The following is a 26577-nucleotide window of genomic DNA, read 5'->3' as shown; positions in this document are numbered from 1 at the left end:
GGAGCATTCCCTGCGGGGAGGCCGGGTTGTGCGGCATGGCCCGCCGGATCGCCCGCCGAGCACACGCTGCCACGTACACAGAGGAGCAAATGCCGTTCACGGGGCCCCGGACGACTCCGGCCCTGGGCCCGGCCCCGCCGCTCCCGACTCCCGTACGCACAGGGCCGGTTCCGCGTCAGAAGCCGTGGGACAGCCACGGCGCCTGGTCCGTGGCGAAGGCGCGCGACGCGGCGCCCAGGGCGCCGCTCCTCAACTCCCGCACCCGGCCCGCCGAAGCCAGCGTCCGCAGCGCCGTGCCGCCCAGATAGACGGCACCCAACTCCCGTACGGACAGGGCGAGTTCGGCGGCGTCGCCGGTACGCTCGCACGTCGCGCCCTTGCTGTCCCCGGACAGCCGCCAACGCCCCTCGTTCCACGGGCAGAAGGCGTCCTCGACGTCGAAGACGACATCGACGGGCGCGGAGTACGTACGAGCCGCCAGCGCCGCCCCCACCTCCACGGGCCGCGCGAACAGCATGTCCCGCCATCGCGGTCTGCACAGCCGCACGCTGTCGCCGACCATGTGCAGCCACGCGTCATCGACGGGACGCTCGCGCACGCACAGTTCAGGCATCAGATCGATCTCGAAGAGGAAGCGCCACAGGGCACCGTATGCGGCGGTGTCCAGCGCCTCCAGGTCGCGCAGGAGCACGCGCCCGCGCGAGGTGCCGTGGTCGTCACCGCCGGCGGAGAGGGCGTACCGCGCGTAGCCGCGCACCTCGCCGCTCCCGTCCGTCGCCAGCACGCAGGCCAGCGGGGTGGCGCCGTCCCGGTTCTCCGGCAGGTCCATCAGCGGACGGCGCTCCCAGGCCGGGAGGCGTTCCAGCATTCCGGCTCGCTCGGGGACCATGCGGGCGTAGACGGCCTCGCACTCGGGGCTCACTGAGGCCGCGTCGTCGACGATCCGCAGCCGTATCCCCTCCGACTCCGGCGGCGCCTGGAGTACGACGCGTGAGGTGTCGACGTCGGCGTCGAGCCTGCGCGTGGCCATGCCGTAGCCGAAACGCCCGTAGATGTGCGGCTCGGAGGCGGTGAGGATCGAGAGCGGCTCGACGCCGGCGGCCCGCGTCTCGTCCAACTGGCGCCGCATCATGGAGCGGAGTATTCCGCGACGTCTGTGCGTCGCCGCCACATGCACCATCGACAGGCCCGCCGCCGGTACGAGCGCACCGCCGGGCACGGTCATCCGGAAGGAGACCATGCTCGAAGAGCCGACGACCTCACCGCCGTCCCACGCCGCGACCGACCGGTCGATCTCCGTCAGTTCCCGGTACAGCTCGCGGTCGAAGACTCCGACCGCGCCGAAAGCGCGAAGAAGTCCGTCGTACCAGCGGTCCCATTCGGCCGGGCGCAGCGAGCGCAACTCTGTGGTCATGTGCCTTCTCTAGCAGGGGCCTTGAGAAGGAGCGACCGCATTTCCGCGCCCGAGGTGGCGGCAGCCAGACGGGATTCGTCAGACAGGGCCTAAGACTCTCTCGCCTCGATGGCGTTGCGCCAGACCGTGACGTCGAGCTTGACGTAGTCGCTCGGGTCCGACTCCGGGGAATGTCCGCGGTAGGTGACGAGCGCGATGTGCCCGGAGTCCGTGTAGACGCACAGCTGGGAGCTGGGGGAGAGCTGGCTCAGCTGCACCTCGCCGGTGAACCGTGTCTCCGCACGGCAGGTCTTCAGCGAACCCTTCTGGGAGTTGTTCAGCAGGACGAGCTTGCCGTCCTCGGATGCGACGCTCAGGGTCGCCTCGGTGCCGTAGTCGTTGCCGCCGTCGTAGTCCAGCTCCGCCGGGGTCTCGTACTCGCTCTCCTCGCTGTCGTGGGGCTTGAGCGGGTCGTCGGCCATGACGAGGTAGTAGCCGTCGGTCAGATTGATGCCCTTGTACGTCACGGGCTTGGGGTCCGGTTTGGCCTTGTGGTCCGACCCCCTCTGGCCCGCCGTACCACCGGAAGAACTGCCCGTCTCGGTGCCGAGTTGGAGGACGGCCGCCAGCGGGAAGCCGCAGAACAGCACGATCGTCCCCACCACGGCGGCTGCGATGATCTTGCCTCGGTGGCGCGGCGGCGCCGGGCGCGGATAGACCGGACCGGCAGGACCGGGCGGAGCGACGGGGCCCGTGGCGTGGTGCGGGAAGTGCCCTGCCGGAGGCTGCGGGCCCCAGGGCGGTGGGGTGGGGTGCTGCGGGCCCACCGGCTGGGACGTCATCGTCGGGGAGGCGGCGAGCGGGGGCGGCGGAGGCGGGGTCCCGGGCGGGGCGGACTGGGGCGACGGCGGCACCTGGGCCGTGGGCGGAGCTGCCGGCTGCGGCGGACTCTCCGCGGAGGCGACCTCCGTGGGCGGCGGGGTCTGCGAGGGCGCGGGCGCCGCCGCGCGGAGGGAGATGTCCGCGGCCACCGCGGACGGCAGCCAGTCCCCTGGCCGTCTGAGCTGAGTGTCGCCGGAGGCCGCCTGGCACATCCGCAGGATGTCGTCGAGCCCCGGCCGGTCCTCCGGCTTCTTCGCCAGGCAGCGGGTCACCAACTCGTGGAGCTCCTCCGGCAGATCGTCCAGCGCGGGCTCGTTGTGGACGATGCGGTACAGCACTCCGTGCGAGGTGCCCTCGCCGAAGGCCGGGGTGCCCAGCGCCGCGTACGCCGCGAGCTGGCCCAGCGCGAAGATGTCCGTGGCTCCCGTGATCGGCTGCCCCTCCGCCTGTTCGGGCGCCATGAACGAGGGGGTGCCGACGGTGACCCCGCTGCTGGTGAGGGAAGTGGCGTCGGCGGCGCGGGCGATGCCGAAGTCGATGACGCGCGGCCCGTCGTCCGCGAGCAGCACGTTGGACGGCTTGAGGTCCCGGTGGACGATGCCCGCCTTGTGAATGACCTGAAGGGCCTCGGCGGCTCCCGCGACCAGGAACAGCACGGTGGAGGCCGGCAGCGGTCCGTGTCCGGTCACCACCTCGGCGACCGAGGGGCCGGGAACATAGGCGGTGGCCAGCCAGGGCCGCGGGCTCTCGGTGTCGCTGTCGATGACCGGCGCGGTGTAGAGGCCCTGCACCCGCTCGGCGGCCCGTACTTCCCGCTGGAAGCGGCGCCGGAACTCCGGGTCCTCGCCCAGATCCGGCCGGATCACCTTGATGGCGACGGGCCGTCCGCCGGGGGTGTAGGAGAGATAGACCTTGCCCATTCCGCCCGAGCCGAGCTGGGCTGCCAGCCGGTATCCGGCGACCGAGGCCGGATCGTCCTCTCCGAGCGGTGTGAAGATCTCCCCCGATGCTCCCCCGTCAGGCATGAACGGCCGCCCCGATACTCGTCGTTGTCCGCAACCAAGCCAGCGCACAATACCGGCCCGCCCTCAGCCCGTCGAGCGCGAGCCGCCACCGGAGAGCGGACACTCGCCCGTCAACATCCGCATCTCTACCGGGAGATGGCGAAAGAGGCCTTGTTATGGTGCCCTGTGCCATCGATCAAGCAGTTCCAAGTCACCTTTGACTGCGCCGAACCCGAGCGCGTCGCTCGCTTCTGGTGCGAGGTGCTGGGATACGTCGTATCGCCGCCACCGGCGGGGTTCGCCACTTGGGACGATTTCAACCGCTCCCGGTCCCCCGAGGACCGGGGTTCGTGGTTCGCGTGCAGTGACCCCTCAGGTGTGGGCCCGCGCCTGTTCTTCCAGCAGGTTCCCGAAGGCAAGGTCGTCAAGAATCGTGTGCATCTCGACGTGCGAGTCGGCACCGGGCTCGTGGGCGAGGAGCGCCTCGCCGCGCTCGAAGCCGAGTGCGCACGGCTGGTCCCCCTCGGCGCGGTACGCGTGCGGCTCCTGTATGACGGCACCGATTCCTGCATCGTGATGCAGGACGTCGAGGGCAACGAGTTCTGCCTCGACTGAGCGTCCTCCACCTCAGGGGCGGCGCAGCAGAACCGCCCTGAACTGCCGGCCCGGTGGGATCCGGCCACTGGTCCGAACCCGCTGCGGCCCTGCCGCTCAGCGGGACTTCTCGGCGATCAGCAGGGCGTAACCGAGGACGCCGTCGGCCACGGCGGATCGCGCGGCGGCCAGGACAGCCGGTGCGGCGTCCAGGTCGGCGCCCGCAGCGGCCAGCTTGGCCGGGGCAGTCATCCGCAGCAGGTTCAGCCGCGCCTCGATCTGGTCGATCATGCGGGTCATCGCCTGGTCGTGGCGCTCGGTGCGCACCGTACGCAGCCCTGCGGCGGCCAGGATCCGTGAGTACTCGGCGGGCGGGCGGGCGTCGGCGATGCAGGCGATCCGGGCGGCCAGACCGGTCAGTTCGGGCGGGAGCCGGCCGGCCGCGGCGGTGACGTCGGTGATTCCGACGCGACCGCCGGGGGCCAGTACGCGGGCGAACTCGGCGGCGGCCCGGGCCTTGTCGGGGAAGGTGCACAGCGCGCACTCGCACACCACGGCGTCGAAGACGCCGTCCGCGCAGGGCAGATGCTCGGCGTCACCTGTGGTGAAGGCGGCTCTGTCGCCGAGTCCCGCTGCGGAGGCGGCGCCTCGGGCATGGGCGGTGTTCGCCGCGGAGTAGTCGACGCCGTCCACGCGCACGCCGTAGGCGTCGGCGAGGAGGAGGGCGGTGGTGCCGCGCCCCGAGGCCACATCGAGAACGCGGTTCGTCCTCGTGAGCCGCAGGCCGTCGGCGAGACGTCGGGTGAGGGCGGTGCCGCCGGGGTGGTAGGCGTCGCCGAGCAGCAAGGCGACCACGTCGGAGGAGTATGCGGCCGCGCAGCAGTCCTTGAGGCCGTCACCGGACGGTGCGGGCGGGACGGGGCTCTGGCCGGTCATCGCACGTCCGCCTCGCCGGCCGGAGCGGGTGCGCCGAGGAGGGTCTTGGAGCCGTAGGGGGTGCCGGTGAGGCGCGTGGCCAGCGGCAGGGCGTTGGGCGCCACATCGGCGACGGGAACTCCGGACATCCGGGCGCGGATCTGCTCGCGGTAGCCGACTGAGTTGTACGCGCAGAAGGGGATCAGCCGCCCGTCCGGGGTGATCTCCTCGACGCAGCACTTCATCAGCTGTTTGACGTTGAGGGTGTAGGGGTCCTGGAAGTCCTGCACCACGATCATGAACGCCTTGTCCTCCAAGTCCTTGACGGCGGAGGGCAGATCGATGCCGCACGTCTCGGTGCAGTCCAGGGCTTCGGCGGTGGCGCGCAACTTCTCCTCGGTCGTCTCGGTGCCCATGAAGGCCGAGGCCGACCACAGCCTCTCCAGCGCCTCGCGGATCGCGGAGTCGGGCATCACGCGGTTGGCGACGTAATCCAGATAGTCCGCGATCTGCAGCAATCGCGGGATCGGGACGACGGTCCGGCTGCCCGGCTCGCCGTCCACCAACAGGTAGGTGACGGAGCGGCAGGTCGGAAAGCAGCAAGGTACGGGGAAGAAATCACCCTCGGCGAACCATTGGGGCAGCTGGGCGTTGATCAGCCGGACGACGTCGGGATTGGTGAGCCGGTTCAGCGGATCGAAGGGCACATGCCGCCCGGAGTGAGTGACCGGCTGGAAGGCCACCGAACGCACTGCCGGATGGTCGACGCCGAATTCGATGATCGCGCCGAGTTCGTGCTCGTTCAGCCCGCGCTCGACGGCCGCGACCAGGGTGACGGTCAGCCCCGCCTCCGCGCAGTTGTCCAGCGCCCGCTGCTTCACCGTGCGCAGGTCACGCCCCCGGATCTCCATGTGGGTGCGCTCATCGAAGCCGTCGAACTGGAGATAGACGTTCACCGACCTTCCGGGCACCTGGTTGCGCCGGCCGAGTTCGGCGACGAACCGCCGGTCGGAGGCGAGGCGGATGCCGTTGGTGTTGAGGGTGACGTTCTTGATCGGGCGGGCCTGGGCGAGGTCGATGAAGTCGAGGATGTGCTTGTGGATCGTCGGCTCGCCGCCGGAGAACATCACCACCTCCGCCTCGCCTTCGGATTCCACGAACACGTCCAGCATCCGCTCGCACTGCTCATGGGTGATGGAGTAGCCGCCCCCGGCGCCTTCGGCCTGGGGGAGGTGTCCGGAGTCTGCGAAGCAGATCGGACAGTCGAGATTGCAGCCGGTGTTGACCTCGATGATCCCCAGACAGGCGTGCTGCTTGTGCTCCGGGCACAGGCCGCAGTCGCTCGGGCAGCCCTCCTTCACCTCGGTCTGGAAGGCGAGGGGAATCGTGCCGGGCTTGTTGAACCGGGCCGAGGAGAGGTATTCCTCGGCGTCCCCGTAGACCAGGGCCTCGAACCCGCCGTGCTCAGGACAGCGTTTACGCAGGTAGACCTTGTCGTCACGGATGTTGACCTGCGCGTCGACGGGCGTCTTGCACAGCGGGCAGATCGACTTGGTGAACTCCACGAACACCTCGTCACGGTCGGCCTTGCGCCGTGCCGCGGGCGGCCGGGTCTCCTGGGGCGTCTCGGGCATGGGCGGGCCTTCCTGGTCGTCGGCGCGGGGACGGTGCGGGCGTCGGCGGGGCGGTCGTCTTGCGGAACGGGTCGTACCGGCGGGGCGTTCGACGGCTCCCGGCACGGCTCCACCACCAGAGCAGTGGTCCATCGCCGTAAGCGTTACCACCGCGTGCGCTCCGCTACGGTCATCACTCGCCGCGCCTTCTGCGGCCCTGCTTCGGCCGGACGTCGTGCGACGCGGAGCGCCCCGGCCCTCGAAGCGATCGGCGCACAGACGGTCTGATCCGCGCGAGCCGGAACGCCTTGCACGACCTCAACTCCGGGCTCTGCGCTCCGCTTCCTCCTTCACGGAGGCGAGCGACGCCGCGACGGCGGCCTCCCAGCGGGCGCCGACCGCAGCGCCCCACCACTGCCCCAACCGCCACAGGTCCGTGCCCATCTGTCCCTCGTACACCAGTCGTGTCCCCGATGCGTGCTCGCTCAGTACGAAGGACTCGACCACTTCCGGAACCGGTCCACGGACCAGCCGGAAGTCGATGCGCTCGGGCCGGGAGAAGCCCACCGTCTCCACCGTGACCGCCCTGAGCCTCCCGCCCGCAACGGGAGTGAAGTGCTCGGCCAGCACCAGGTCGCTGCCGCGCTCCAGCACATGGAGCTTCTCTCGCATGGCCCGCGGAGTGCGGCCCAGGTACGGCTGCGCCACCAGATCGAAGACAGCCTCGCGGGGTGCGGCGATGTCCACGGTCTGCGGGCCCAGAGGCCGGGTGCGCCGCCCGGCGCCCACGTCGACGGGCAGCGCTCCGGTCACCAGCCCCAGGTACGCGCCGCCCAACGCGCCCCCGACGCCGGCGGCCCACGCGGCGATCCGTGCCAGACGAGCTCCGGTCATCGGCCCGCCTCCGGTACGGCACCTCTTCGGCGCAGCACGCATCATGGCTCTCCACCTCCAGCGCGATCCGGATCACCCATAGCGTCACCACTGCACCGTGGTCGCAGACCGGGACGCCCGAGAATCCACTCGGTGGCTGTCGTATCCGGCCGCTCGCCGATCGTCTTCCAGGCAGAAGGGCCAAGGCGGCCCTGCGTAAGAAATCAGAGAAGGAGACGATCCCGTGTCGAGACGAACTGCCCCGAAGCCGATCCCGGACACCTACCGCCGGGTCACGCCCTGCCTCGTCGTCCATGGCGCCGCGAAGGCGCTGGAGTTCTACGGCGAGGTGTTCGGCGCCACCGAACGTATGAGGTTCCCGGGCGCGGACGGGACGATCGCGCACGCCGAGATCGAGATCGGGGACTCGGTCGTCATCGTCGAGGACGCCTCGTCCATGATGGGGACGGAGGCACCCCCGGCCACCGGTCTGACCGGCAGCCCCGCCTTCCTGTTCGTCTACGTCGACGACGTGGACTCGGTCGTCACCCGGGCCGTGGAGCTGGGAGCGTCGCTCATGCGGGCGCCCCGGGATCAGTTCTACGGCGACCGGGACGGGTACCTCATCGACCCGTACGGGCACGGGTGGACCGTGGCCTCGCACGTGGAGGATGTGGCGCCGGAGGAGATGGCGCGGCGTATGGCCGCCATGCAAGAGCCGGGAGGCGACGCATGAAGTACGTGCTGCTGTTCGTGGAAACCGAGGAGTTCGCCGCGGAACTCCAGGCGATGAGCCCTGCCGAGCGGGCGAGGGCTTATCAGCGGGTCAACGAGTGGTTCGCCGCCCACGCCGACAAGGTCAGGGGCGGGCAGAAGCTGCAAGCCCCGGAGACGGCGACGACCGTCCGGCTGGGGGGAGGCGATCCGGTGGTGCTCGACGGGCCGTTCGTCGAGGGCAAGGAGGTCGTCAGCGGATACACCGAGATCGAGGTCGCCGACCTCGACGAGGCGATGCGCATGGTGCGCACCTGGCCCGGCTGCCCGGTGGTCGAGATCCGTCCCGTAGAGACCGGCCCGATGGAGTGAGCACCACGTGACCGGGCCCGCGGGCGGAGCCTCCGAGTCACACGACCGCCTGGCCGGCGTGGTCCGGGAGCACGCCGGCCGGCTGGCCGCCTCGCTGATACAGGTGACCGGCGACTTCGCCACCGCAGAGGACCTGGTGCAGGACGCCGTACTGGCGGCGCTGAAGCACTGGCCGGTGGACGGTGTCCCGGAACGCCCCGACGCCTGGCTGTTCACGGTGGCCCGGCGCCGCGGGCTCGATCTGCTGCGGCGCCAGGAGAACTACCGGCAGAAGCTCCTTCAGATGCAGTGGCCCCCGGACGGGAGCGAACCACCGGAACCGGACTCACAGCTACAGCTGGTCTTCACCTGCTGCCATCCCGCACTGACGCAGGAGGCGCAGATCGCCCTCACTCTGCGAGTGGTGTGCGGACTGACGACGGCGCAGATCGCCCGGGCGTTCCTGGTGCGGGAGTCCACCGTGGCCCAGCGCATCACACGCGCCAAGCAGAAGATCACCAGGGCGGCCATCCCGTATCGCGTTCCCGACGACGAGGAGCTGGGCAGCCGCCTGTCCCAAGTCCTCGCGGTGATCTATCTGTTGTTCAACGAGGGCTATCTGTCCACCGCCGAGCACGCGCAGTCGCACGACCTCGCCGACGACGCCGAGTGGCTGGCCGCCCTGCTCCACCGGTTGATGCCGACCGAGCCGGAGGCGGCAGGGCTGCTGGCGCTGATCCGGCTGCATCGCGCCCGTACGGCCGCCCGCTTCACCCCCGAGGGCACGCTCGTACGTCTCCAGGACCAGGACCGCTCGCTGTGGGACCGGGAGGAGATCGCAGCGGCCGGAGGACTTCTGGCGCGCGCCATCAGACAGCGACGTCCGGGCCGGTACCAACTCCAGGCGGCGATCGTCGCCTGCCACGCAGAGGCCGCGAGCTGGGAGGACACCGACTGGGAACAGATCGTGCTGCTCTACGACATGCTGCTGCACCTCGCTCCCTCCCCGGTCGTCCGGCTGCACCGCGCCGTCGCTCTCCGCTACACGCAAGGGCCGCACGCGGCGCTGGCGGTGGTGGACGGCCTCACCGCCGAACTCGAGCGCTACCACCTGTTCCACGCCACCCGCGCCGACCTGCTGCGTGCGCTGGGACACCCCGACGAGGCCCGCGCCGCAGACCGGCTCGCGCTGGAACTGACCGCCAACCCCGCCGAGCGCGCCGTGCTGGAAGAGCGCGCGGGCTGCTGACTCCTGAACCGGCGACGCTGTGCAGACGTCCGGGGCCAGGCCCCGGCCCTGGCGACTGTCGGCAGCGACGCGGGCTGCCGCCCCTCCCCCACCCCGGCAACTCCGTGATCCACAAGCGCGGTTGTCCGTGCGCAGGCGCTCCCTCTCGTAACATCCCTGTTGGTATAATGGTCTGACATTAAGCGTTGCTGAGGCGGGAAGGGTCGCACCATGGGGAGTGGGACAGTCGTCGTCGGGGCCGGCCAGGCCGGGATGCAGCTGGCCATGTCGCTCCGTGAGGCCGGCGACGAGGGGCCGATCGTCCTCGTGGGCGAGGAGCCCCACGCCCCGTACCAACGCCCCCCGCTCTCCAAGGACTTCCTCACCGGCAAGACCGACCGGGCCTCGCTGGCCTTCCGTGAGACCTCGTACTACGAGCGGGCCGGCATCCGCCTGCTCACCGGCGAGTGCATCACCAAGGCCGAGCCAGGACTGCTGCACACCGCGTCCGGCCGCGCACTGCCCTACGAGCGGCTCGCCCTGACCCTCGGCGCGGAGCCCGTACGGCTGCCCGTCGAAGGGGCCGAGTTGGAAGGGGTCCGTACCCTGCGCAACCTGGAGGACGCCCTCGCGCTGCGGGAGCATCTCGGCCGCGCCGAGCGGGTCGTCGTGGTCGGTGGCGGCTTCATCGGTCTGGAGGCGGCCGCCGTGGCCCGCTCGATGGACGCGTACGTCGCCGTCGTGGAGGCCGCGGACCGGCTGATGCCCCGCGCCGTGGCGCCCGTGGTCTCCGAGTTCTACCGGCAGGCCCACACCCGGCGCGGCACGCAAGTGCTGCTGTCCTCCGCCGTCGCCGGCTTCGAGGGCGCCGCCGGGCGGGTGCGCGCCGTGGTGCTCGCCGACGGCACCCGGCTGCCCGCCGATCTGGTGCTGCTCGGCGTGGGCGTACGGCCGCGCACCGGCCCGGCGCGGGAGCTCGGCGTCGAGGTGGACGGCGGCATCGTGGTGGACGCCTGCTCGCGCACCGATGTGCCGGGCGTGGTGGCGGCCGGGGACTGCACCGTGCGGCCCCACCCGCTCACCGGCGAGGGCCGGCTGCGCCTGGAGTCGGTGCCCAACGCGGTCGCCCAGGCCAAGGCGGCGGCCGCGAGCCTGCTGGGCCGCAGCGAACCGGACACCTCCGTGCCCTGGTTCTGGTCCAACCAGGGCGAGTTGAGGTTGCAGATCGCCGGTCTGTCCGCCGGCTACGACACCGCCGTCGTGCGCGGCGACCCGGCGAGCGAGCAGTTCTCCGTCCTGTACTACGGGCAGGGCGCGCTGCTGGCCGTCGACGCCGTCAACCGGCCCGCCGACTACATGGCCGTACGCCGCGCCCTCACCCGGGGCGAACACCTCCCCGCGGACCGGGCCGGCGACCCCGCCGTGCCGCTCAAGCGCCTGCTGACCGAGGGCACGGCGGACGTGCACTGAGGCGGCAGGAAAGGGGCCGGACCCCTGCGCCCGGGCCCCGCCCCGTTCGCTGCCGCTTTGGCGGTCGATGCGGCCCGTCAGATCACCGCCGCCTCCAGGGCCTCCGGGGCGAACAGCTCCTCGGGCCGGTACTGACGAGGGGAGAGCCCCTGCTCGTGGTGGTAGCGCAGGAAGGCCTCCAGCGTCTCCCTGTTGCGGCTCCCCAGTCCGTACGACCAGTAGTCGCGGCCCAACAGCTGCTGGGCCTCCTCCAGTTGGGGAATGAGCCAGGGCAGCGTGAAGCGCAGCGCCGAGGTGTCGTAGAGGTTGTCCAGCGCCTCGTTCTTCGCCGCCAGCAGCGCCTTGTAGAGGGACTGGGCGACCCAGGGATACGCCTCGTACACGTCCCGGCGGACCACGACCACGTGCATGATCGGGAACATGCCGGTCGCCGCGTAGTACTCCTTCTCGGCCGCCACCACGTCGGGGAAGACCCGGCGCACCCGCGGGTCGCCCGCCTGGAAGGGGCTCGGCACCCGCGGGGTGCACAGGGCGTCGATCTCGCCCTCGGCCAGCATGCGGGCGAGCGTGGCGTCCTCGGCGATGCGGCTGATGCGTACCGAGTCCGGCAGGTCGACCCCGGCCTTCTCGATGCGGCCCGGGGTCTCCTGGCCGCCGGTCACATGGCTGACCGAGTCGTAGGGGACGCCGTGCCGGTCACCGAGGATGCCGCGCATCCACACGCACGCCGTCAACTGGTACTCGGGGGTGCCGATCACCTTGCCGCGCAGGTCCTCCGGCTTCGCGACGCCCGCGTCGGCATGGCAGTACAGCGCGCTGTGCCGGAACATCCGCGAGGTGTAGACGGGCAGCGCCACGAACGGCGACGGGTCGGCGGAGAGTGAGAGCACGTACGAGGACAGCGACATCTCCGCCACCTCGAACTCGCGGTGCCGCATCATCCGGAAGAAGGTCTCCTCCACGGGCAGCCTGAGGTAGTTGACCTCGATGCCGTCCGGCCGGATGGTGCCTTCGGCGATGGCGCGGGTGCGGTCGTAGTCGCCGCAGGCGAATGTCAGTCGTAGAGGTGGCACTTTTCACCGTCCCTGTGAGCTGAGCCTGGCATCCAGGCGCGGATAGACGCGTCGGGCGTTCGCCTCGTACACGCGGTGGAGCTGGTCGCCGGTGAGCCCCGCGGCGTCCACGTACGTCTTGGTGTCGTCCCAGGCGATCTCGGTCTCCGGGTCCGTGCCGCGGACGGCGCCCAGCATCTCCGAGGCGAACAGCACGTGTTCGGTGCCGATCACCCGGGTCAGCAGGTCGACGCCCGGCTGGTGGTAGACGCAGGTGTCGAAGACGACGTTGCCCAGCAGCTCGGCCGGGTCCGCCAGGCCCATGCGCATCGCCAGGCCCCGATAGCGGCCCCAGTGGTACGGCACCGCTCCCCCGCCGTGCGGGATCACGAAGCGCAGGGTGGGGAAGCGGCCGAACAGCTCGGCGCCGCCCTGGAGGAGCTGCATGAACGCGGTCGTGTCCGCGTTCAGGTAGTGCGCGCCGAGGGTGTGGAAGGCCGGGTTGCAGGCGCCGGCGACATGCACCATGGCCGGTACGTCCAGCTCGCACAGGGCCTCGTACAACGGGAACCAGGCGGCGTCGGTGAGCGGCGGGGCCGTCCAGTGTCCGCCGGAGGGGTCCGGGTTGAGGTTGCAGCCGACGAAGCCCGACTCCTCGGCGCAGCGGCGCAGTTCGGCGACCGCGTCGGCCACCCCGCCGTCAGGGGTCTGCGGGAGCTGGCAGACCGGGGCGAAGTGCTCCGGGTACAGCTCGGTGACGCGGTGCACCAGGTCGTTGGAGACCCGCGCCCACTCCCTGGCGGTGGCGGGGTCGGTGACGTGGTGCTCCATGCCCGAGGCCTTCGGGGAGAACAGCATCAGGTCGCCGCCGCGCTCGCGCAGGACCTTCAGCTGGTTGTGCTCGACGCTCTCGCGCAGGGCGTCCTCGCTGATCCGCTCGGGCCGCGGGACCGGCAGCGAGGGGTCGTCCAGGCGGGCCAACTGGGCGTCGCGGAAGGCCTGGTGGGGTGCGGGGGCCGTGGTGTAGTGGCCGTGGACGTCAATGATCAACGTCGGCCTCCACGTAGTCGAGACCCTTCTTCGCCAGCCGCTCGCGCATGTCGTTGACGTCCATGCCGAGTTCGCCGCGCCGGTAGCGCTGCCGCGAGGCCTCCTCCTTCTCCTCCCGTACCCGCGAGGCGTTCACGGTGTCCGAGGCGCTCCGACGGGGCACCACGACCACTCCGTCGTCGTCGGCGACGATCACGTCCCCGGGGTGGACGATCTGGCCGGCGCAGGCCAGCGGCAGGTTCACATCGCCCAGGGTCTCCTTGACGGTGCCGTAGGCGCAGATGTGCCGGGCCCAGACGGGGAAGCCCATCTTCTTCAGGTCGGCCACGTCACGGCAGCCCGCGTCGATGACCACGCCGCGCACGCCGCGGGAGGCCACCGACGTGGCGAGCAGCTCGCCGAAGTAGCCCGCCTCGGACGGGGAGGTCGGGGAGACGACCAGGATGTCGCCCGTGCGGCACTGCTCGACCGCCACGTGGATCATCCAGTTGTCGCCGGGCGGCACGCTCACGGTGACGGCGTTCCCCGCCACGTGCGCGCCCGGCCACACCGGTCGCAGGGCGGGCGAGAGCAGGCCGGTGCGTCCCTGCGCCTCGTGCACGGTGGCGACGCCGTACTGCCCCAGGGCGTCCACCACGGCCAGGTCGGTACGGGGGGCGTTGGTGACGACGGTGCTCATGCGGCCGCCCAGGGCAGCAGGGACACGTGTAGGGCGTCCTCACCGGTCTCGCCGCCGACCGTCCGGATCGCCCGGTCCGCCTCGTGCAGCGGAAAGGTGTGGGTGCCCAGCTTCTCCAGAGGGAAGCGGCCCGACGCAAGCTGCTCCAGGGCCAGTTCGCACGAGCGGAAGCTGTGGCCGCGGGCGCTCTTGAGGGCGATGGACTTCTCGGTGAGCTTCTTCAGCGGGAAGTCGGGAAAGGCGGCGAGCTCGCCCTGCACCACCATGACGCCCTCGCGCCGCTTGAGCGCGCTGATGCCGAGCAGTACGGGCGAAGTGCCCGCGCCCGCGGTGCAGTCCAGCACCACGTCGACGCCGCGGCCGCCGGTGAGCTCCCTGATACGGGTCAGGGCGTCCTCCTCGAGGACGTCGATGACGTGGTCGGCGCCCAGCTCCCGCGCCATGGCCAGCCGGGCGGCGTCCCGGGTGGTGCCGGTGACGAGGATCTGCGAGGCGCCGGCCTGCTTGCAGGCCACCACCTGGGAGAGTCCCTGCTGGCCGGGGCCCTGGATGAGCACGGTGGAGGCGTAGCCGACCTGCGCGGTGACAAGCGCCCACTCGATGCCGTTGGACAGCGGCGTGACCAGGCCCGCGAGCTCGGCCGGGACCCCGTCTGGCACGCGGTGGACGACCGCGTTCCACGGCAGGTACATGTACTCGGAGAAGCCGCCCCACAGGGTGCCGGGCTTGTCGCAGGAGGTGTAACCGTAGCGCCGCGCATCGGAGTTGGTGCGCCAGTCGGTCGCCTCGCAGTGCCGGTACTCACCGGCGTGGCACCACTCGCAGCGGAAGCAGCCCACGTAGTGCTCGACGAAGACGCGGTCTCCCTCGGCCAGACCCTTGCGGGCGGTGAACTCCTTGCCCGCCTTCGCGATGACGCCCACGTTCTCGTGCCCCATGATCACCGGGTCGGCGAACGGCGGCCTGCCGTACATCTTCACGTCGGTGCCGCAGATCCCGGCGACCTCGACCTTCAGCAGTGCGCCGTCCGCCGGGACGTCCGGCATCGGCAGCTCACGCATCTCCGTGACGCCCGGCGCCGTCCTGACCGCGGCCCGCACTGTTTCTGCCATGACCCCTCCTCGAAGTGGAAGCCGTCGTGCGGGCACAGTCTATGGACTGATGGACTAACCATGCTACGTTCCCGTCATGACGGAAGCTCTCCTTCGGACAGTCACCCGGACCCAGGGCAACAATGAGGCGCTCAAGAGCGGAGCCGTCCGCCCCCGGGGCTTCGCGTTCGACTTCGAGGAAGTCCCGGTCCTCGTACACGCCTTCCGCCGCATGGTCCGCGAACACGCCTACGACATCAGCGAGATGGCGCTCACCACATACCTGGTGGCCAAGGAGCACGGCGCGCGCTTCACGGCCGTACCGGCCTTCCTGGTGCGAGGCTTCCACCACGGCGCGATCCACCAGCACGCCGCCGCCCCCGTCGTCGATCCCAAGGACCTCGAGGGCCGCCGGGTCGGCGTCAACCGCGGCTACACCGTCACCACCGGAGTGTGGGCCCGCGCCGTGCTCCAGGAGGAGCACGGGGTCGACCTGTCCAAGGTCACCTGGGTGCTCTCCGGGGACGAGCACGTGGCCGGCTACCAGCCGCCCGGCAACGTCGAATCCCTGGAGCCGGGCCGCAGCCTGGAAGAGGCCCTCACCGCGGGCGACTTGGCGGCGGCGATCGGCATCACGCCGCAGTCCGGGCAGGTCGTCCCGCTGCTGCCGGACGCGGAGGAGGCCGGCTACCGGGCGCTGACCGGGCGGGGCCTGTTCCCCGTCAACCACCTGGTGGTCGTACGCGACGAACTGCTGGAGAAGAACCCGGAGTTGGCGGCCCAGGTCTTCGACGCCTTCGCCCGCTCCAAGCAGATGTACGTCGAGCGGTTGCGGGGCGGCGAGGGCGGCACGCCCGCCGACGCCATGCACCGCAGGGTCATGGAGCTGACGGGCGGCGACCCGCTGCCGTACGGGATCGAGCCCAACCGGGGCGTGCTCGACGCGCTGCTGCGGCACGCGGTGGACCAGCGGATCCTGCGCAGCCCGCGGCCGCTGGAGGAGCTGTTCGCCCCCGCCACCCGGGATCTGGTGGCCTAGGTCAGGGGAGGAATCCGCATGCGCATCGCCGTCGCCGGGGACCACAACGGCTTCGTGCTCAAGGGCCGGCTGGTCGCCTGGCTCACCGGGGCCGGACACACGGTGGAGGACCTGGGCAGCCACACGCCCGAGGAGGTCGACTACCCCGAGTTGTGCGTGCAGTTGTGCACACGGGTGATCGCGGGCACGGCCGACCGCGGCATCGTTCTCGGCGGCAGCGGCCTCGGCGAGACCATCGCCTGCAACAAGTTGCCGGGCATCCGTGCCGGGCTCTGCCCCGACCTGTGGTTCACACGGATCTCGCGCGGCAACAACGACTCCAACGTGCTGGTCCTGCCCGCCAAGGTGCTGGACGGCGAGTACGCCGAGGAGATCGTGGAGACCTGGCTGACCACCCCGTTCAAGGGCGGGGTGCACCGGCGCAGGATCGACCGCATCGCCGCCCTGGAACGGCGGCACGACTGAGAACGGCGGCATGCCGGTCGCTGGCTCCGAAGTGCCCCGGGACCGGCGGCCGTTCACGCCCCGGACAGGAAGGACAGGATCCGTTCCGGGGCGGTCTCGGCCGTCTGCCCGGCGACCGGTACGTCCCAGTACTGGCTGACCGGCAGGCACTCCTGGAGATAGCGCGCGGCCGAGGGCGCGTGCGACGTGTCCTCGCCCGGCACGATCAGCGCCGGCACCCGCAGGGTGAGCAGGTCCTCCGGCTCCGCGCCGGGCACGGTGTCCCGGTCGAACAGCAGCCGGGCGCCGCCGGTCACCAGGGTGCGGTAGCGCTCCGGGTCGCAGGCGGCGTACTCCTCGGCGAACTGCTCGTCGTGGCGCAGCACTTGGGCCCAGGGCCCCACCCGCGGGTCCTTGGAGAAACCCGCCTCGGTGGACCGCGCCAGCTGGACGACGCCCCGCAGCCCGTGCTCGGCCGCGTAGGCGAGATGGGCGTCGAAGCGCTGGTGCTGCTTGCGCCGGTAGTGCACCCCGCCGGCCGGCGAGTAGAGCACCATGCCCGCCACCCGCTCGGGCCGGGCCACCGCGAGCGCGGCCGCGGTGGAGCAGCCGACGCAGCCGCCCATCACGTACGCCCGGTCGATGCCCAAGTGGTCCAGCAGGCCGAGGCCCTGGCGGACGTACCCCTCCCAGGACAGGCGCTCGAGCCGGCCTCCGGAGCGTCCCGACTCGCGCCGGTCGAAGGTGATGCAGGTGTAGTGCTCCGCCAGGCGGTCGAGCAGGGCGAGCCGGCGGTAGACGCCGGTGGTCCGCCAGGCCTCCAGGCTGGAGTCGAAGCCGCCGGGCGAGAACATCAGCAGCGGCGGCCCGTCCCCCACGGCCTCGTAGCGGGTGGTGATCCGGTCGACGACGGCGGTGGCCACTGGCTCAACTCTCCTTGTCAGCGGGCTTGTCCGCGGGCGGTACGGGAATGCCGCCGGCGATCTGCCGGGCGGAGCGCACGTCCTGGCTGTACGCGGTGAGCGCGTCCAGGACGGTGCGCGCGACGTTGGCGTACGTCACCGGCGGGTCGTCCACGGCCTCGGCGGAGTAGCCGATGGCGGCGTTCGCCATCCGCATCCGGCCGTCCAGCCAGGGGCCGCCGCCGAAGCCGCCCACCACCGGCACCCTGACCGCCCGGGCGACCGCGGCGCCCACCACGGGCCCGGAGTTGGTGAAGTTCAGCAGAACGGCGCCCGCCTCCTCCAGCCGCTTGGCCTCGGCGACCATCGCCTCCAGCATCTCCTCGGGCACCTGCTCGGCGGCCGAGGGGGCGCCGCGGTACTCCACGCCGTGGCGCAGCGCGGTCTGCGGGGTGATGCCGAACTGGGCGAACACCGGAACGCCGGCCCGGGTGACGGCCTCGACGGCCTCCGGGTGGTCGGCGGCGCCGTCCAGCTTGACCAGGTCGACGCCGGCTTCCTTGGCGAAGCGGATCGCCGCCCGCACGGCGGCCGCGCTGCCCTCCTGGAGCGGCCCGTAGGGGAAGTCCGCGCTCACCAGGGCGCGTTGGGTGCCGCGCCGCACCGCCTTGGTGACCACCAGCATCTCGTCCATGGTGATCTCCAGGGGGTTGGCGTGCCCCCACAGGTTCACGCCGACGGTGTCGCCGACCGAGATCAGGTCGACTCCGGCCCGGTCGGCGATGCGGGCCATCTGGTAGTCCCAGGCGACCACGCCGACGATCTTGCGCTGCTGCTCCTTCATGCGTCGCAGCGCGGGCAGCGTCACCTTGCCGTCCAACGGTTCCACACTCCCTTCTCGCCCGCCCGCGCGGGCGAGGCCCCGCACGCGCAGAGGCGCCTAGACCCGCAGCGCGGTGAGCAGTTCGACGACGTCGCTCTCGTCCGCGGACAGCAGCAGCACCCGGGCGTACGGGCGCAGGGCCGCGACCGCCTCGTCGACCTCGAAGCCCTCGCCGAGCACGACGCCGGCCGTGGTGATGGCGCGCTCGCCGCAGATGCGTCCGATCTCGGCCGCCACCCGGTGGCCCCGGTCCTCGGTGGCCAGCACGACCACCACGTCGGTCCGGGCGATCACCCCGTCCAGCGGGACGGGGGTGTCGTCCAGCTGACGCAGGGTCTCGGTGCTGACCGCGGTGTAGAAGCGGGCACCGGCCCACGGGAGGGCGGCGAGCCGGCGGGCGACCCCGGCGGCGCGGTCGTCGAGGGCGACGATCCGCGCGCTCCGGGCGGGGGCGATGGGCACGTCGATGCGGAAACCGGCCTCGTGGGCCGATGCTGCCCTGGCACTCTCGCTCAGCTGCACGGTGGCCTGACCCATGCCTCAGACCGTGGCCTGCGGGGTGCCCGGCACGACCCTGACCGCGTCCCGGCAGGAGTCCAGGAAGGACTCCGCCTGCGGCAGAACCACCGCGGCCGACCGGACCTGGTGGTGCCGGGTGTCCACGCCGGGCGGGGTGACTCCCTCGTCGCGCAGGGCTATCGCCGCCTTCCGCAGCTTCTGGCGTGCCTTGATGATGCCGCTGTCGGCGGGCACCAGGCGCTCCTTGGTGCGGTCGACGATCGGGCCCATCGACTCCTGAAGCGACGAATCCTGGATGGCGATGCCCCGGATGCCCGAGTACATCTCGCCGCGCCGCTGGGCCTCACGGTCCATCAGGTAGTCGTTGTCCATGTTGGCTTCCGGCCGGTAGGTGCCGGGGATGTTCTTGCTGTGGACGCCGTGGCCGTCCTTCATCGCCTGCCGCTCGGTCTCGGTGAGCGCCCGGACCGGGTGGTAGTCGAAGGAGTACGCCCAGCAGTTCTCGTCGTCGATCGGCACCCACCAGTGGCCGTGCATCGGATGGTCGCCGCGCGGCGGGACCATGGTGAAGGACGGCATGACCCAGGGCGTGATGCGCCAGTAGTAGCTGCCCTCCTCGGCGTTGCGCCGGGCGCCGACGAACAAGCCGCCCTCGAAGTCGGCGACTTCGAAGAAGGGCTTGGTGTCGTTCATGTTGTACTCGTTGCCCTTCGCGCCCTTGAACAGCGGGTCGCTCTTGAGGCCGCCGGAGTGCAGGAAGGTGACGTGGCTGGAGTCGATGCCGCCCTCGAAGGCCTGTAGCCAGTTGCACTGCTGCCAGCGCTTGGAGGTGTAGGTCTGCTCGGCCGGCACGTGGATCCACTCGAACTCGGGCGGTTCGGGCTGGGTGGCCCGGTCGCCCATGTACGTCCACAGCACGTCGCCGATCTTGACCAGCGGATACGACGTGAGCTTGACGTTCTCGCAGAAGCTGGAGTTGTCGGACTCGGAGGGCACCTCGGTGCACTGGCCGGTCACGTCGTACTTCCAGCCGTGGTACGGGCAGCGCAGGCCGCCCTCCTCGTTGCGGCCGAACCACAGGGATGCGCCGCGGTGGGCGCAGAACTCGTCGATCAAGCCGTAGCGGCCCTCGCTGTCCCGGAAGGCGACCATGCGCTCGGACAGCAGCTTGACGCGCACCGGCGGGCAGTCGTCTTCCGGCAGCTCCTCGGCCAGCAGGGCCGGGATCCAGTACTGCCGGAACAACTCGCCCATCGGCGTGCCTGGTCCGGTCTGCGTGAGCAGCTCGTTGATCTCTTTGCGGAGCACGGACGTTTCCCTTCGGATGCTGGGCCCCGGGCGGGGCGGCTGCTTCAGCGGGCTGTACGTGTGCGGGTCACGGCTGTTTCGGTCGGGACTGTTTCGGTCAGGACCGGTGCGGGTCAGGACTGCTGCGGCGGGATGTCCACGGTCAGCCCCGACAGCTCCTGGGTGAGCGTGATCTGGCAGGCCAGGCGGCTGGTCTCGCGCCGCTCCTCCACCGCCAGATCGAGCAGGTCCTCCTCCATGTCGCCGGGTGGGCCGACCTGTTCGGCGAACTCTTCGCGCACCCACACGTGGCAGGTGGCGCAGGACTGGTTGCCGCCGCATTCGGCGAGGATTCCGGGGACGCCGTTGCGCACCGCGGCGGACATCACGGAGTCGCCCGGCTGGGCGTCGACGGTGTGCTGGGGCCCATCGGAGCCGACGAAGATGACCTTCGGCAAGGTCCCTACCTCTTCTCGCAGTTGACCGTTCCCGTACCGGCAGGGCAGGGCTGACATCCACTACCCTGACTGATGGTCTTTCCATTAGACCAGATGCCGGAACGGAGAAACAAGAGACCGGAAGGGGCCTCCGCCATGACCCGCACCCGGACACTGGTGCTGCTGCGCCACGGCGAGAGCCGCGGAAACGCCAGGGGCGTCTTCACCGGCTGGATCGACGCGCCCCTCACCGCACGGGGCGAGGAACAGGCCCGCCAGGCCGGCCAGTTGCTGCGCGCGCACGGTCTCCGCCCCACCCGTGCGCACAGCTCGGCCCTCACCCGCGCCGTCCGCACCTGCGCGCTCGTCCTGGCCGCCGCCGACTGCCCGGACACGGACCCCACCCGCACCTGGCGCCTCAACGAGCGCCACTACGGCGCTCTGCAGGGCCTGGAGCGGCGGGCCGTACGCGAGCGGTACGGGGATGCGGCCTACCGCCGCTGGCGCCGCTCCGCCGATGCCGTGCCGCCGCCACTGCCCGCCCGCGAGGCGGCCGCCTTCGCCGGCGACCCGCGCTACGGCGGTTTCCCGGCGGCTCGACTGCCGCGCGCGGAGTCCCTGGACGACGTACGCGCCCGCCTGCTGCCGTACGTGGAGGAAGCGCTGGCGCCGCAGCTCGCGGACGGGCACACCGTCCTGGTCACCGCCCACAGCAACTCACTGCGCGCCCTGGTGTCCCACCTGGACCGGCTGACCCCGCGGGAGACGGCGGAACTGAACATTCCGACCGGCATGCCGCTCTGCTACGAACTCGACGGGCAGCTGCTCCCGTTGGTGCGCGGCGGGCGCTACCTCGACCCGGAGACCGCGCAGGCAGTCGCCAATTCCATGGCTGAACAGGGGCTTTGAGGACGGGGTGCCGGAGCGTGCAGATCCATTGACGGCCACTCCCGGTGGACTTATGGTTCTACCAATCCTAGCCTCCGTGTTTCCTCCTCCAATGGGCGGACAAGACCAGGAAGGGCACCGATGTCCAACGACGCCGTGGTCGACGACAAGCTCGCAGCGAAGTTCGCCACCGAGAAGGACTCCCCGTACACGCGGTGGGTCGCGGACGAGGGCCTCGACATCATCGCCGCCCACTACATTCCGGACCTGCGCACCGTGGAACTCAAGCCCTGGGAGCGACGCGGCGGGCGCGGCGTCTTCATCAACCACGAAGCCACCCGCACCTCCAACGACTGCTACGTGTGCGAAATACCGGCCGGCGGCAAGCTCGCCCCGCAGCGGCAGCTCTTCGAGGAGATGATCCTCGTACTGGACGGGCAGGGCTCGACCCGCGTGTGGAACGGCGCCGGCGCCTCGGTGACCTTCGAGTGGCAGGCAGGCTCGATCTTCGCCATCCCGCTCAACGCCCACCACCAGCACTTCAACGGCTCCGGACGGAAGGCCGCGCGCTTCGTGTCCTCCACGAACATGCCGCCGGTGATCAATCTGTACGGGGACCCCGACTTCGTCTTCGGCACCGCGCGCGACTTCCCCGACAGGTTCAACGGCGAGCCCGACTACTTCTCCCCCAAGGGCGAGCAGAGGGGCCTGCTGCTGGACACCAACTTCGTCTCGGATGCGGCCTCCCTGCAGCTGGTGGAGGCCAAGGAACGCGGCGCCGGCGGCGGGCACATCCGCTTCGCCATGGCCAAGGGCTCGATGAACAGCCACATCTCGCAGTTCCCCACGGCCACTTACAAGAAGGGCCACCGGCACGGCCCCGGCGCTCACGTGATCATCCTGTCCGGCGAGGGCTACAGCCTCATGTGGCCCGACGGCGAGGAGCCGCGTCGCTACGAGTGGGGCCCCGGCAGCCTGATCGTCCCGCCGAACATGTGGTTCCACCAGCACTTCAACACCAGCACCGAGCCCAGCCGGTACCTCGCGTTCAAGCACGAGGTGGTCTCCGTGCGCAACGCCCAGGGCGTGCCCAAGGCGTGGATCAGCCGGCGCACCGGGGGCGACCAGATCGACTACGCGGACGAGTCCGCCTTCGTACGCGAGACCTTCCGCGAGGCCCTGGCCAAGCACGGCCTGACCCCGCAGATGGACGAGATCTACGAGTCGGAGCTGGAGACCCTTCCGCCCCTCCCCGGCATCGGCGCCTGAGAGACGGGAGCCCGTGGTGCACACCCACAGCGCCTCGCCGCCGCGCACCGTCCACGCCGCGCACGTGCCCGAGCACACGCACGACCACGACGACGAACCCCTCGGCCCGATCGAGGACAACCCCATCTGGCAGCAGGACAACGTCACTTTGCACAGCGTGGGCATCGACATCGGCTCCTCCGGCACCCAGGTGCTGTTCTCCCGGATCCGGCTGCGGCGCATCGGCGAGGAACTGACCAGCCGCTACCACGTCGTGGCCCGGGACACGCTGTACCTGTCGCCGGTGGCGCTGACCCCGTACGCCGACGGCGAGCACATCGACGCCGAGCGGCTGGGGGAGGTGATCGACGAGGCGTACAAGGAGGCGGGGGCCGACCCCGGGCAGATCGACACCGGGGTCGTCATCCTCACCGGTGAGGCGCTGCGCAGGCACAACGCGCGGGCGATCGCCGGCGTACTGGCAGAGCGCGGCGGCCAGTTGGTGACCGCGACCGCGGGCCACCACATGGAAGCCATGCTGGCCGCGTACGGCTCCGGGGCAGCCCGCCGCTCCTACGAACAGGCCCTGCGGCTCCTGGTCGTGGACATCGGCGGCGGCACCACCAAGCTCGCCGTGGTCGAGGGAGGACGCGTGCTCTCGACCGCGGCGGTCCACATCGGCGGCCGCCTCCAAGTGACCGACGAGACCGGACGGATCGTCCGCCTGGAACCGGCCGGGCGCCGCCACGCGGCGCGCGCCGGCTTCGACTGGCGGCCGGGCGACACCGTCAGCTCCGACGAACTGGACCGGGTCGCGGACGCCATGGCGCACACCCTGGCGGCCGTGATCCGCGGCTCGCCCGAGGAGGACGGCCTCTACCTCACCGAGCGGCCGGCGGACTCCGGCCGGCTGGACGGAGTGCTGTTCTCCGGCGGCGTGGCCGAGTACGTCTACGGGCGCGAGGAGCGCGACTTCGGCGATCTGGGCCGGCGGCTCGGACACGCCGTACGCCGCCGGCTGGAGGCCGGAGACATCCCCTGGCCGCTGCTGCCGGCCGGTGAGTGCATTCGTGCCACCGCGCTCGGCGCCTCGGAGTACAGCGTGCAGCTGAGCGGAAACACCGGCTGCATCACCGACCCGGACGCCCTGCTGCCGCGGCGCAACCTGCCCATCGTGTGCCCGCGTTACGCGCTGGGCGAGAAGGTCGATCCCGAAGCCGTCGCCGGGGTGATCCGGCAGCGCCTGGCCGACCGGGACACCGGCGACGACGTGGCCCTGGCCATGGAGTGGTCGGGCCTGCCGGAGTACGGCAGGCTGCTCGCCTTCGCCACGGGCATCCGCGACGGGCTGGCCGAACGTACGGCGGCGGGCAGACCGGTGTACGTGTTCCTCGACGGCGACGTGGCCATGACCCTGGGCCGCCTGCTGCGCGAGGAACTCGGCGTCACCTCGCAGTTGCTGATCGTGGACGGGCTTCGCCTGCACGACCTCGACCACGTCGACATCGGCCGGGTGCGGCACCCCTCGCGCACCGTGCCGGTGACCATCAAGTCCCTGGTGTTCGGCGCCGATCCGCGCGAGCACGGTTGACGGGACTCCCACCGAGACGCATAACGGTCCGGTAAATTCCGTGACTTATGGTTAGACCATAAGACCGAACCTCTTGTTTCATACGCAGGAAACCGGCACCGCGCCTCCCCTATCGGGGCCGGTCCCCCCCCCGCCCCCACATGCACGACGATCCCCGGCAATGACGTCCCAAGGAGCGTGCGATGCATCACCGAGTTCTCACCGCCGGCCTGCTGGCCTCCGGGCTGGTGCTGGCCGGCTGCGGCTCCCCTCCCACCGCCAAGAGCGCCGGCTCCAAGGAGTCCAAGGCCTACGCCGAGTACGAGGGCCTGAAGGGCGAGGAGCGTACGAAGAAGCTGCTGGCCGCGGCGGAGAAGGAGGGCGGTGTCCTGGACCTCTACACCTCCAACACCGACATCCAGGAATTGGTCGACGGCTTCGAGAAGGCCTATCCCGGCATCAAGGTCCGCGCCTTCCGCGCCAACTCCGAGACCGTCCTGCAACGCGTCCTCCAGGAGCACGGCGCCCGCAAGACGCGCAACGACGTCATCGACACCAACGACATCGAACTGCGCGCCATCAACGACGAGAACCTCCTGCACGACTACAAGGGCCCGGCCCTCAAGGGGCTCAGGTCCGACGCGACCAAGCCGGAGGGCTGGACGGCCGAGCGCTTCAACGCCTTCGTCGTCGGCTGGAACACCAAGCTGGTCCCCAAGGGCGAGGAGCCGAAGAAGTTCGCGGACTTCGCCGACCCGAAGTGGAAGGGCAAGCTCTCCATCGAGCTCGGTGACTGGGACTGGTACATGTCCATGTCCACCTACCTCACCGAGGAGAAGGGCATGTCGCAGAAGGAGGTCGACAAGCTCTTCAAGAAGATCGCCAAGAACTCCAAGCTGGCCAAGGGCCACACGGTCCAGGGCGAGATGCTCGGCGCGGGTCAGTTCAGCGTCGCCATGTCGGTCTACAGCCACACCGTCGACAAGGCCAAGGAGAAGGGCGCGCCCGTCGAGTTCCGCCCGGCGGTGCAGCCGGTGATCATGCGGCCCAACGGCCTCGCGCTGATGAACGAGCCCCGCCACCCGGCCGCCGCGCTGCTGTGGGCGGACTGGGTGCTCACCGAGGGCCAGGAGATCATCGCCGACTCCAAGCGCATTCCGGCTGCCAAGGAGGTCCCCGGCTTCAAGGACCCGATCCCGGCCGGCACCGAGGTCTACAGCCTCGACAAGTCGGACGCTTCCGACAACCAGAAGTGGAACTCCGCCTACGACGCCCTGCTGCGCGGCGTCCCCAAGGCCGGCTGACCCAGCCTCACACTCCGGGAGAACCTCAATGACGAGCCGTTCCGCAATATCCGCCGCCGTGATCACCGCACTGGCGGCCACGACCCTCCTGAGCGCCTGCGGGGGCACCACCCCGAAGGCCAGCAACAGCGGCGCCTCCGACGCCTACAAGAAGATCGCCTCGGCACCCCAGGACAAGAAGGGCGCCGAGGCCGAGAAGATCGCCAAGTCCGAGGGCAACACCCTGTCCCTCTACACCTCCATGACCTCCGACATCGTCGGGCCGATCACCAGGGCCTTCGAGAAGGACACCGGCGTCAAGGTCAAGGTGTTCCGCGGCAACTCCGAGACGGTCCTTCAGCGCGCCGCCCAGGAGGCGCAGAGCGGGAAGTCCGGCGCCGACGTCGTGGAGACCAACTTCGCCGAGATGGAAGCCCTGTCCAAGGAGGGCATCCTGGCCAAGTTCAACGGCGCCTCGCGCGACAAGGTGGACGACACCGGCAAGTTCCCGTACTGGACCGCCACACGCCTGAACCTCTTCCAGCCCGCGTGGAACACCGACCTGATCAAGCCCGGCCAGGAGCCCACCAGTTGGGAGGACCTGGCCAAGCCGAAGTACAAGGGCAAGATCACCCTCGAGATAAGCGACTCCGACTGGTACGCGAACGTCACCACCTACTGGCGCAAGCACGGCAAGTCCCAGTCCGAGGTCGACGCCCTGTGGAAGAAGATCGCGGCCAACTCCAAGGTCGCCAAGGGCCACACCACGATGATGCAGTTCCTCACCGCCGGGCAGACGCCCATGGAGGCGATGAACTACACGTACATCACCGCTCGCGCCGCCGCCGGGGGCGCCCCGGTCGCCCACCTCCCCAAGAGCGGCAAGTCGACGATCCCCGCCTTCCCGCGGCCCAACGGCGTCGGCCTGCTCAAGGGAGCCCAGCACCCGGGCGCCGCCTGGCTGTTCTACGACTGGATGCTCACCAAGGGCCAGAAGGTGATCGTCGACCTGAAGCTGTCCCCCTCCACGAAGGTGCCCGGCGACAAGAGCATGAAGGGCCTGACCCTGGCCCCGTTCGCCGTGAAGGAGCTCACCGACGACGGAAAGAAGTGGGACGAGAAATACGACGCGCTGCTGCGCGGCGCCAAGACCCTGGAGAAGTAGCGC

General features: G+C 70.7%; 26 protein-coding genes. 12 read left to right on the top strand and 14 right to left on the bottom strand.

The features are described from left to right. Positions 1 to 175: 175 nt before the first annotated feature. On the bottom strand, positions 176 to 1414 hold the full coding sequence (locus QQM67_RS24660) for a GNAT family N-acetyltransferase (protein ID WP_314176539.1): 1239 nt from the start codon (positions 1412 to 1414) through the stop codon (positions 176 to 178). A gap of 89 nt (positions 1415 to 1503) precedes the next feature. Next, entirely contained in the window at positions 1504 to 3300 is a 1797-nt protein-coding gene (locus QQM67_RS24655; RefSeq protein ID WP_314176538.1) for a serine/threonine-protein kinase, read from the bottom strand. Between the two features lie 165 nt (positions 3301 to 3465). Between QQM67_RS24655 and QQM67_RS24650 the strand changes: the two genes are divergently transcribed. After that, positions 3466 to 3894 (top strand): VOC family protein, encoded by a 429-nt coding sequence (locus QQM67_RS24650; RefSeq protein WP_314176537.1) that lies wholly within the window; start codon positions 3466 to 3468, stop codon positions 3892 to 3894. Between the two features lie 96 nt (positions 3895 to 3990). Here QQM67_RS24650 and QQM67_RS24645 read toward each other — a convergent pair whose 3' ends face one another. The 3 genes from QQM67_RS24645 to QQM67_RS24635 form a co-directional block, all read right to left on the bottom strand. Continuing rightward, positions 3991 to 4809, bottom strand: coding sequence for a class I SAM-dependent methyltransferase (locus QQM67_RS24645; protein WP_314176535.1), 819 nt, complete (start codon positions 4807 to 4809; stop codon positions 3991 to 3993). Then, positions 4806 to 6422 (bottom strand): radical SAM protein, encoded by a 1617-nt coding sequence (locus tag QQM67_RS24640; protein ID WP_314176533.1) that lies wholly within the window; start codon positions 6420 to 6422, stop codon positions 4806 to 4808. The genes QQM67_RS24645 and QQM67_RS24640 overlap by 4 nt, the downstream gene beginning before the upstream one ends. Before the next feature lie 297 nt (positions 6423 to 6719). Then, positions 6720 to 7295, bottom strand: coding sequence for an SRPBCC family protein (locus QQM67_RS24635; RefSeq protein WP_314176532.1), 576 nt, complete (start codon positions 7293 to 7295; stop codon positions 6720 to 6722). 223 nt (positions 7296 to 7518) lie between these two features. Between QQM67_RS24635 and QQM67_RS24630 the strand changes: the two genes are divergently transcribed. The 4 genes from QQM67_RS24630 (at position 7519) to QQM67_RS24615 (ending at position 11037) form a co-directional block, all read left to right on the top strand. Then, positions 7519 to 8010: a VOC family protein gene (locus tag QQM67_RS24630; protein WP_314176531.1), complete on the top strand. Its 492-nt coding sequence runs from the start codon at positions 7519 to 7521 to the stop codon at positions 8008 to 8010. Beyond that, a complete protein-coding gene (locus QQM67_RS24625) occupies positions 8007 to 8360 on the top strand; it encodes a YciI family protein (protein ID WP_314176530.1) in 354 nt (117 codons plus the stop codon). Before QQM67_RS24630 ends, QQM67_RS24625 begins: the two co-directional genes overlap by 4 nt. A gap of 7 nt (positions 8361 to 8367) precedes the next feature. Next, a complete protein-coding gene (locus QQM67_RS24620; RefSeq protein ID WP_314176529.1) occupies positions 8368 to 9588 on the top strand; it encodes an RNA polymerase sigma factor in 1221 nt (406 codons plus the stop codon). A 210-nt stretch (positions 9589 to 9798) separates the two neighbouring features. After that, entirely contained in the window at positions 9799 to 11037 is a 1239-nt protein-coding gene (locus QQM67_RS24615) for an NAD(P)/FAD-dependent oxidoreductase (protein WP_314176528.1), read from the top strand. A 77-nt stretch (positions 11038 to 11114) separates the two neighbouring features. Here QQM67_RS24615 and QQM67_RS24610 read toward each other — a convergent pair whose 3' ends face one another. From QQM67_RS24610 to QQM67_RS24595, 4 genes are read right to left on the bottom strand one after another with little or no spacing between them, the layout of a single operon-like run. Continuing rightward, positions 11115 to 12110, bottom strand: a complete 996-nt coding sequence (locus QQM67_RS24610; protein ID WP_314176526.1) for a substrate-binding domain-containing protein — start codon at positions 12108 to 12110, stop codon at positions 11115 to 11117. 3 nt (positions 12111 to 12113) lie between these two features. Continuing rightward, positions 12114 to 13139 (bottom strand): amidohydrolase family protein, encoded by a 1026-nt coding sequence (locus QQM67_RS24605; protein ID WP_314176524.1) that lies wholly within the window; start codon positions 13137 to 13139, stop codon positions 12114 to 12116. Then, a complete protein-coding gene (locus QQM67_RS24600) occupies positions 13129 to 13818 on the bottom strand; it encodes a 4-carboxy-4-hydroxy-2-oxoadipate aldolase/oxaloacetate decarboxylase (RefSeq protein WP_314176522.1) in 690 nt (229 codons plus the stop codon). Before QQM67_RS24600 ends, QQM67_RS24605 begins: the two co-directional genes overlap by 11 nt. After that, positions 13815 to 14930: a zinc-dependent alcohol dehydrogenase gene (locus tag QQM67_RS24595; RefSeq protein ID WP_314176521.1), complete on the bottom strand. Its 1116-nt coding sequence runs from the start codon at positions 14928 to 14930 to the stop codon at positions 13815 to 13817. Before QQM67_RS24595 ends, QQM67_RS24600 begins: the two co-directional genes overlap by 4 nt. 76 nt (positions 14931 to 15006) lie before the next feature. Between QQM67_RS24595 and QQM67_RS24590 the strand changes: the two genes are divergently transcribed. Together QQM67_RS24590 and QQM67_RS24585 are read left to right on the top strand one after the other, a co-directional pair. Next, positions 15007 to 15948 carry an ABC transporter substrate-binding protein gene (locus tag QQM67_RS24590; protein ID WP_314176520.1) on the top strand — a complete coding sequence of 314 codons (942 nt, stop codon included), beginning with the start codon at positions 15007 to 15009 and terminating at the stop codon, positions 15946 to 15948. 18 nt (positions 15949 to 15966) lie between these two features. Continuing rightward, entirely contained in the window at positions 15967 to 16413 is a 447-nt protein-coding gene (locus tag QQM67_RS24585) for an RpiB/LacA/LacB family sugar-phosphate isomerase (protein ID WP_314176519.1), read from the top strand. A 53-nt stretch (positions 16414 to 16466) separates the two neighbouring features. Here the strand turns inward: QQM67_RS24585 and QQM67_RS24580 are convergent, their stop codons facing one another. From QQM67_RS24580 to QQM67_RS24560, 5 genes are all read right to left on the bottom strand, one after another. Next, on the bottom strand, positions 16467 to 17315 hold the full coding sequence (locus QQM67_RS24580) for an alpha/beta fold hydrolase (protein WP_314176518.1): 849 nt from the start codon (positions 17313 to 17315) through the stop codon (positions 16467 to 16469). A gap of 4 nt (positions 17316 to 17319) precedes the next feature. Next, positions 17320 to 18174, bottom strand: a complete 855-nt coding sequence (locus tag QQM67_RS24575; protein ID WP_314176517.1) for a 3-methyl-2-oxobutanoate hydroxymethyltransferase — start codon at positions 18172 to 18174, stop codon at positions 17320 to 17322. Positions 18175 to 18234: 60 nt separating this feature from the next. Beyond that, positions 18235 to 18714 carry a 3-methyl-2-oxobutanoate hydroxymethyltransferase gene (locus QQM67_RS24570; RefSeq protein ID WP_314176516.1) on the bottom strand — a complete coding sequence of 160 codons (480 nt, stop codon included), beginning with the start codon at positions 18712 to 18714 and terminating at the stop codon, positions 18235 to 18237. Positions 18715 to 18717: 3 nt separating this feature from the next. Continuing rightward, the gene (locus QQM67_RS24565; RefSeq protein WP_314176515.1) at positions 18718 to 20004 is read right to left on the bottom strand and encodes an aromatic ring-hydroxylating dioxygenase subunit alpha; all 1287 of its coding nucleotides are present in this window, start codon (positions 20002 to 20004) and stop codon (positions 18718 to 18720) included. Between the two features lie 113 nt (positions 20005 to 20117). Continuing rightward, positions 20118 to 20441 carry a 2Fe-2S iron-sulfur cluster-binding protein gene (locus tag QQM67_RS24560; protein WP_314176513.1) on the bottom strand — a complete coding sequence of 108 codons (324 nt, stop codon included), beginning with the start codon at positions 20439 to 20441 and terminating at the stop codon, positions 20118 to 20120. Positions 20442 to 20576: 135 nt separating this feature from the next. Between QQM67_RS24560 and QQM67_RS24555 the strand changes: the two genes are divergently transcribed. From QQM67_RS24555 to QQM67_RS24535, 5 genes are all read left to right on the top strand, one after another. Beyond that, positions 20577 to 21329: a 2,3-bisphosphoglycerate-dependent phosphoglycerate mutase gene (locus QQM67_RS24555; protein ID WP_314176512.1), complete on the top strand. Its 753-nt coding sequence runs from the start codon at positions 20577 to 20579 to the stop codon at positions 21327 to 21329. Positions 21330 to 21449: 120 nt separating this feature from the next. Beyond that, positions 21450 to 22577, top strand: coding sequence for a cupin domain-containing protein (locus QQM67_RS24550; protein ID WP_314176510.1), 1128 nt, complete (start codon positions 21450 to 21452; stop codon positions 22575 to 22577). A 16-nt stretch (positions 22578 to 22593) separates the two neighbouring features. Continuing rightward, entirely contained in the window at positions 22594 to 24147 is a 1554-nt protein-coding gene (locus QQM67_RS24545; RefSeq protein ID WP_314176508.1) for an ethanolamine ammonia-lyase reactivating factor EutA, read from the top strand. Positions 24148 to 24329: 182 nt separating this feature from the next. Further along, on the top strand, positions 24330 to 25430 hold the full coding sequence (locus QQM67_RS24540) for an ABC transporter substrate-binding protein (RefSeq protein ID WP_314176506.1): 1101 nt from the start codon (positions 24330 to 24332) through the stop codon (positions 25428 to 25430). 28 nt (positions 25431 to 25458) lie between these two features. After that, positions 25459 to 26574: an ABC transporter substrate-binding protein gene (locus tag QQM67_RS24535; protein ID WP_314176504.1), complete on the top strand. Its 1116-nt coding sequence runs from the start codon at positions 25459 to 25461 to the stop codon at positions 26572 to 26574. The last annotated feature ends 3 nt before the right edge of the window (positions 26575 to 26577 follow it).

This window comes from Streptomyces winkii (assembly GCF_032248595.1).
GTDB lineage: Bacteria > Actinomycetota > Actinomycetes > Streptomycetales > Streptomycetaceae > Streptomyces > Streptomyces winkii.
The sequence above is the reverse complement of the archived record's forward strand: the minus strand, read 5'-3'. Positions and strand labels throughout refer to the sequence as shown.

What these genes read in the sequence shown, in the direction of transcription:
- QQM67_RS24615 (WP_314176528.1), top strand. Translation starts at nt 9,799, where the DNA reads ATGGGGAGTGGGACAGTCGTCGTCGGGGCCGGCCAGGCCGGGATGCAG.
- QQM67_RS24655 (WP_314176538.1), bottom strand. Translation starts at nt 3,300, where the DNA reads ATGCCTGACGGGGGAGCATCGGGGGAGATCTTCACACCGCTCGGAGAG.
- QQM67_RS24535 (WP_314176504.1), top strand. Translation starts at nt 25,459, where the DNA reads ATGACGAGCCGTTCCGCAATATCCGCCGCCGTGATCACCGCACTGGCG.
- QQM67_RS24585 (WP_314176519.1), top strand. Translation starts at nt 15,967, where the DNA reads ATGCGCATCGCCGTCGCCGGGGACCACAACGGCTTCGTGCTCAAGGGC.
- QQM67_RS24645 (WP_314176535.1), bottom strand. Translation starts at nt 4,809, where the DNA reads ATGACCGGCCAGAGCCCCGTCCCGCCCGCACCGTCCGGTGACGGCCTC.
- QQM67_RS24540 (WP_314176506.1), top strand. Translation starts at nt 24,330, where the DNA reads ATGCATCACCGAGTTCTCACCGCCGGCCTGCTGGCCTCCGGGCTGGTG.
- QQM67_RS24600 (WP_314176522.1), bottom strand. Translation starts at nt 13,818, where the DNA reads ATGAGCACCGTCGTCACCAACGCCCCCCGTACCGACCTGGCCGTGGTG.
- QQM67_RS24625 (WP_314176530.1), top strand. Translation starts at nt 8,007, where the DNA reads ATGAAGTACGTGCTGCTGTTCGTGGAAACCGAGGAGTTCGCCGCGGAA.
- QQM67_RS24590 (WP_314176520.1), top strand. Translation starts at nt 15,007, where the DNA reads ATGACGGAAGCTCTCCTTCGGACAGTCACCCGGACCCAGGGCAACAAT.
- QQM67_RS24550 (WP_314176510.1), top strand. Translation starts at nt 21,450, where the DNA reads ATGTCCAACGACGCCGTGGTCGACGACAAGCTCGCAGCGAAGTTCGCC.
- QQM67_RS24660 (WP_314176539.1), bottom strand. Translation starts at nt 1,414, where the DNA reads ATGACCACAGAGTTGCGCTCGCTGCGCCCGGCCGAATGGGACCGCTGG.
- QQM67_RS24640 (WP_314176533.1), bottom strand. Translation starts at nt 6,422, where the DNA reads ATGCCCGAGACGCCCCAGGAGACCCGGCCGCCCGCGGCACGGCGCAAG.
- QQM67_RS24555 (WP_314176512.1), top strand. Translation starts at nt 20,577, where the DNA reads ATGACCCGCACCCGGACACTGGTGCTGCTGCGCCACGGCGAGAGCCGC.
- QQM67_RS24570 (WP_314176516.1), bottom strand. Translation starts at nt 18,714, where the DNA reads ATGGGTCAGGCCACCGTGCAGCTGAGCGAGAGTGCCAGGGCAGCATCG.
- QQM67_RS24635 (WP_314176532.1), bottom strand. Translation starts at nt 7,295, where the DNA reads ATGACCGGAGCTCGTCTGGCACGGATCGCCGCGTGGGCCGCCGGCGTC.
- QQM67_RS24595 (WP_314176521.1), bottom strand. Translation starts at nt 14,930, where the DNA reads ATGGCAGAAACAGTGCGGGCCGCGGTCAGGACGGCGCCGGGCGTCACG.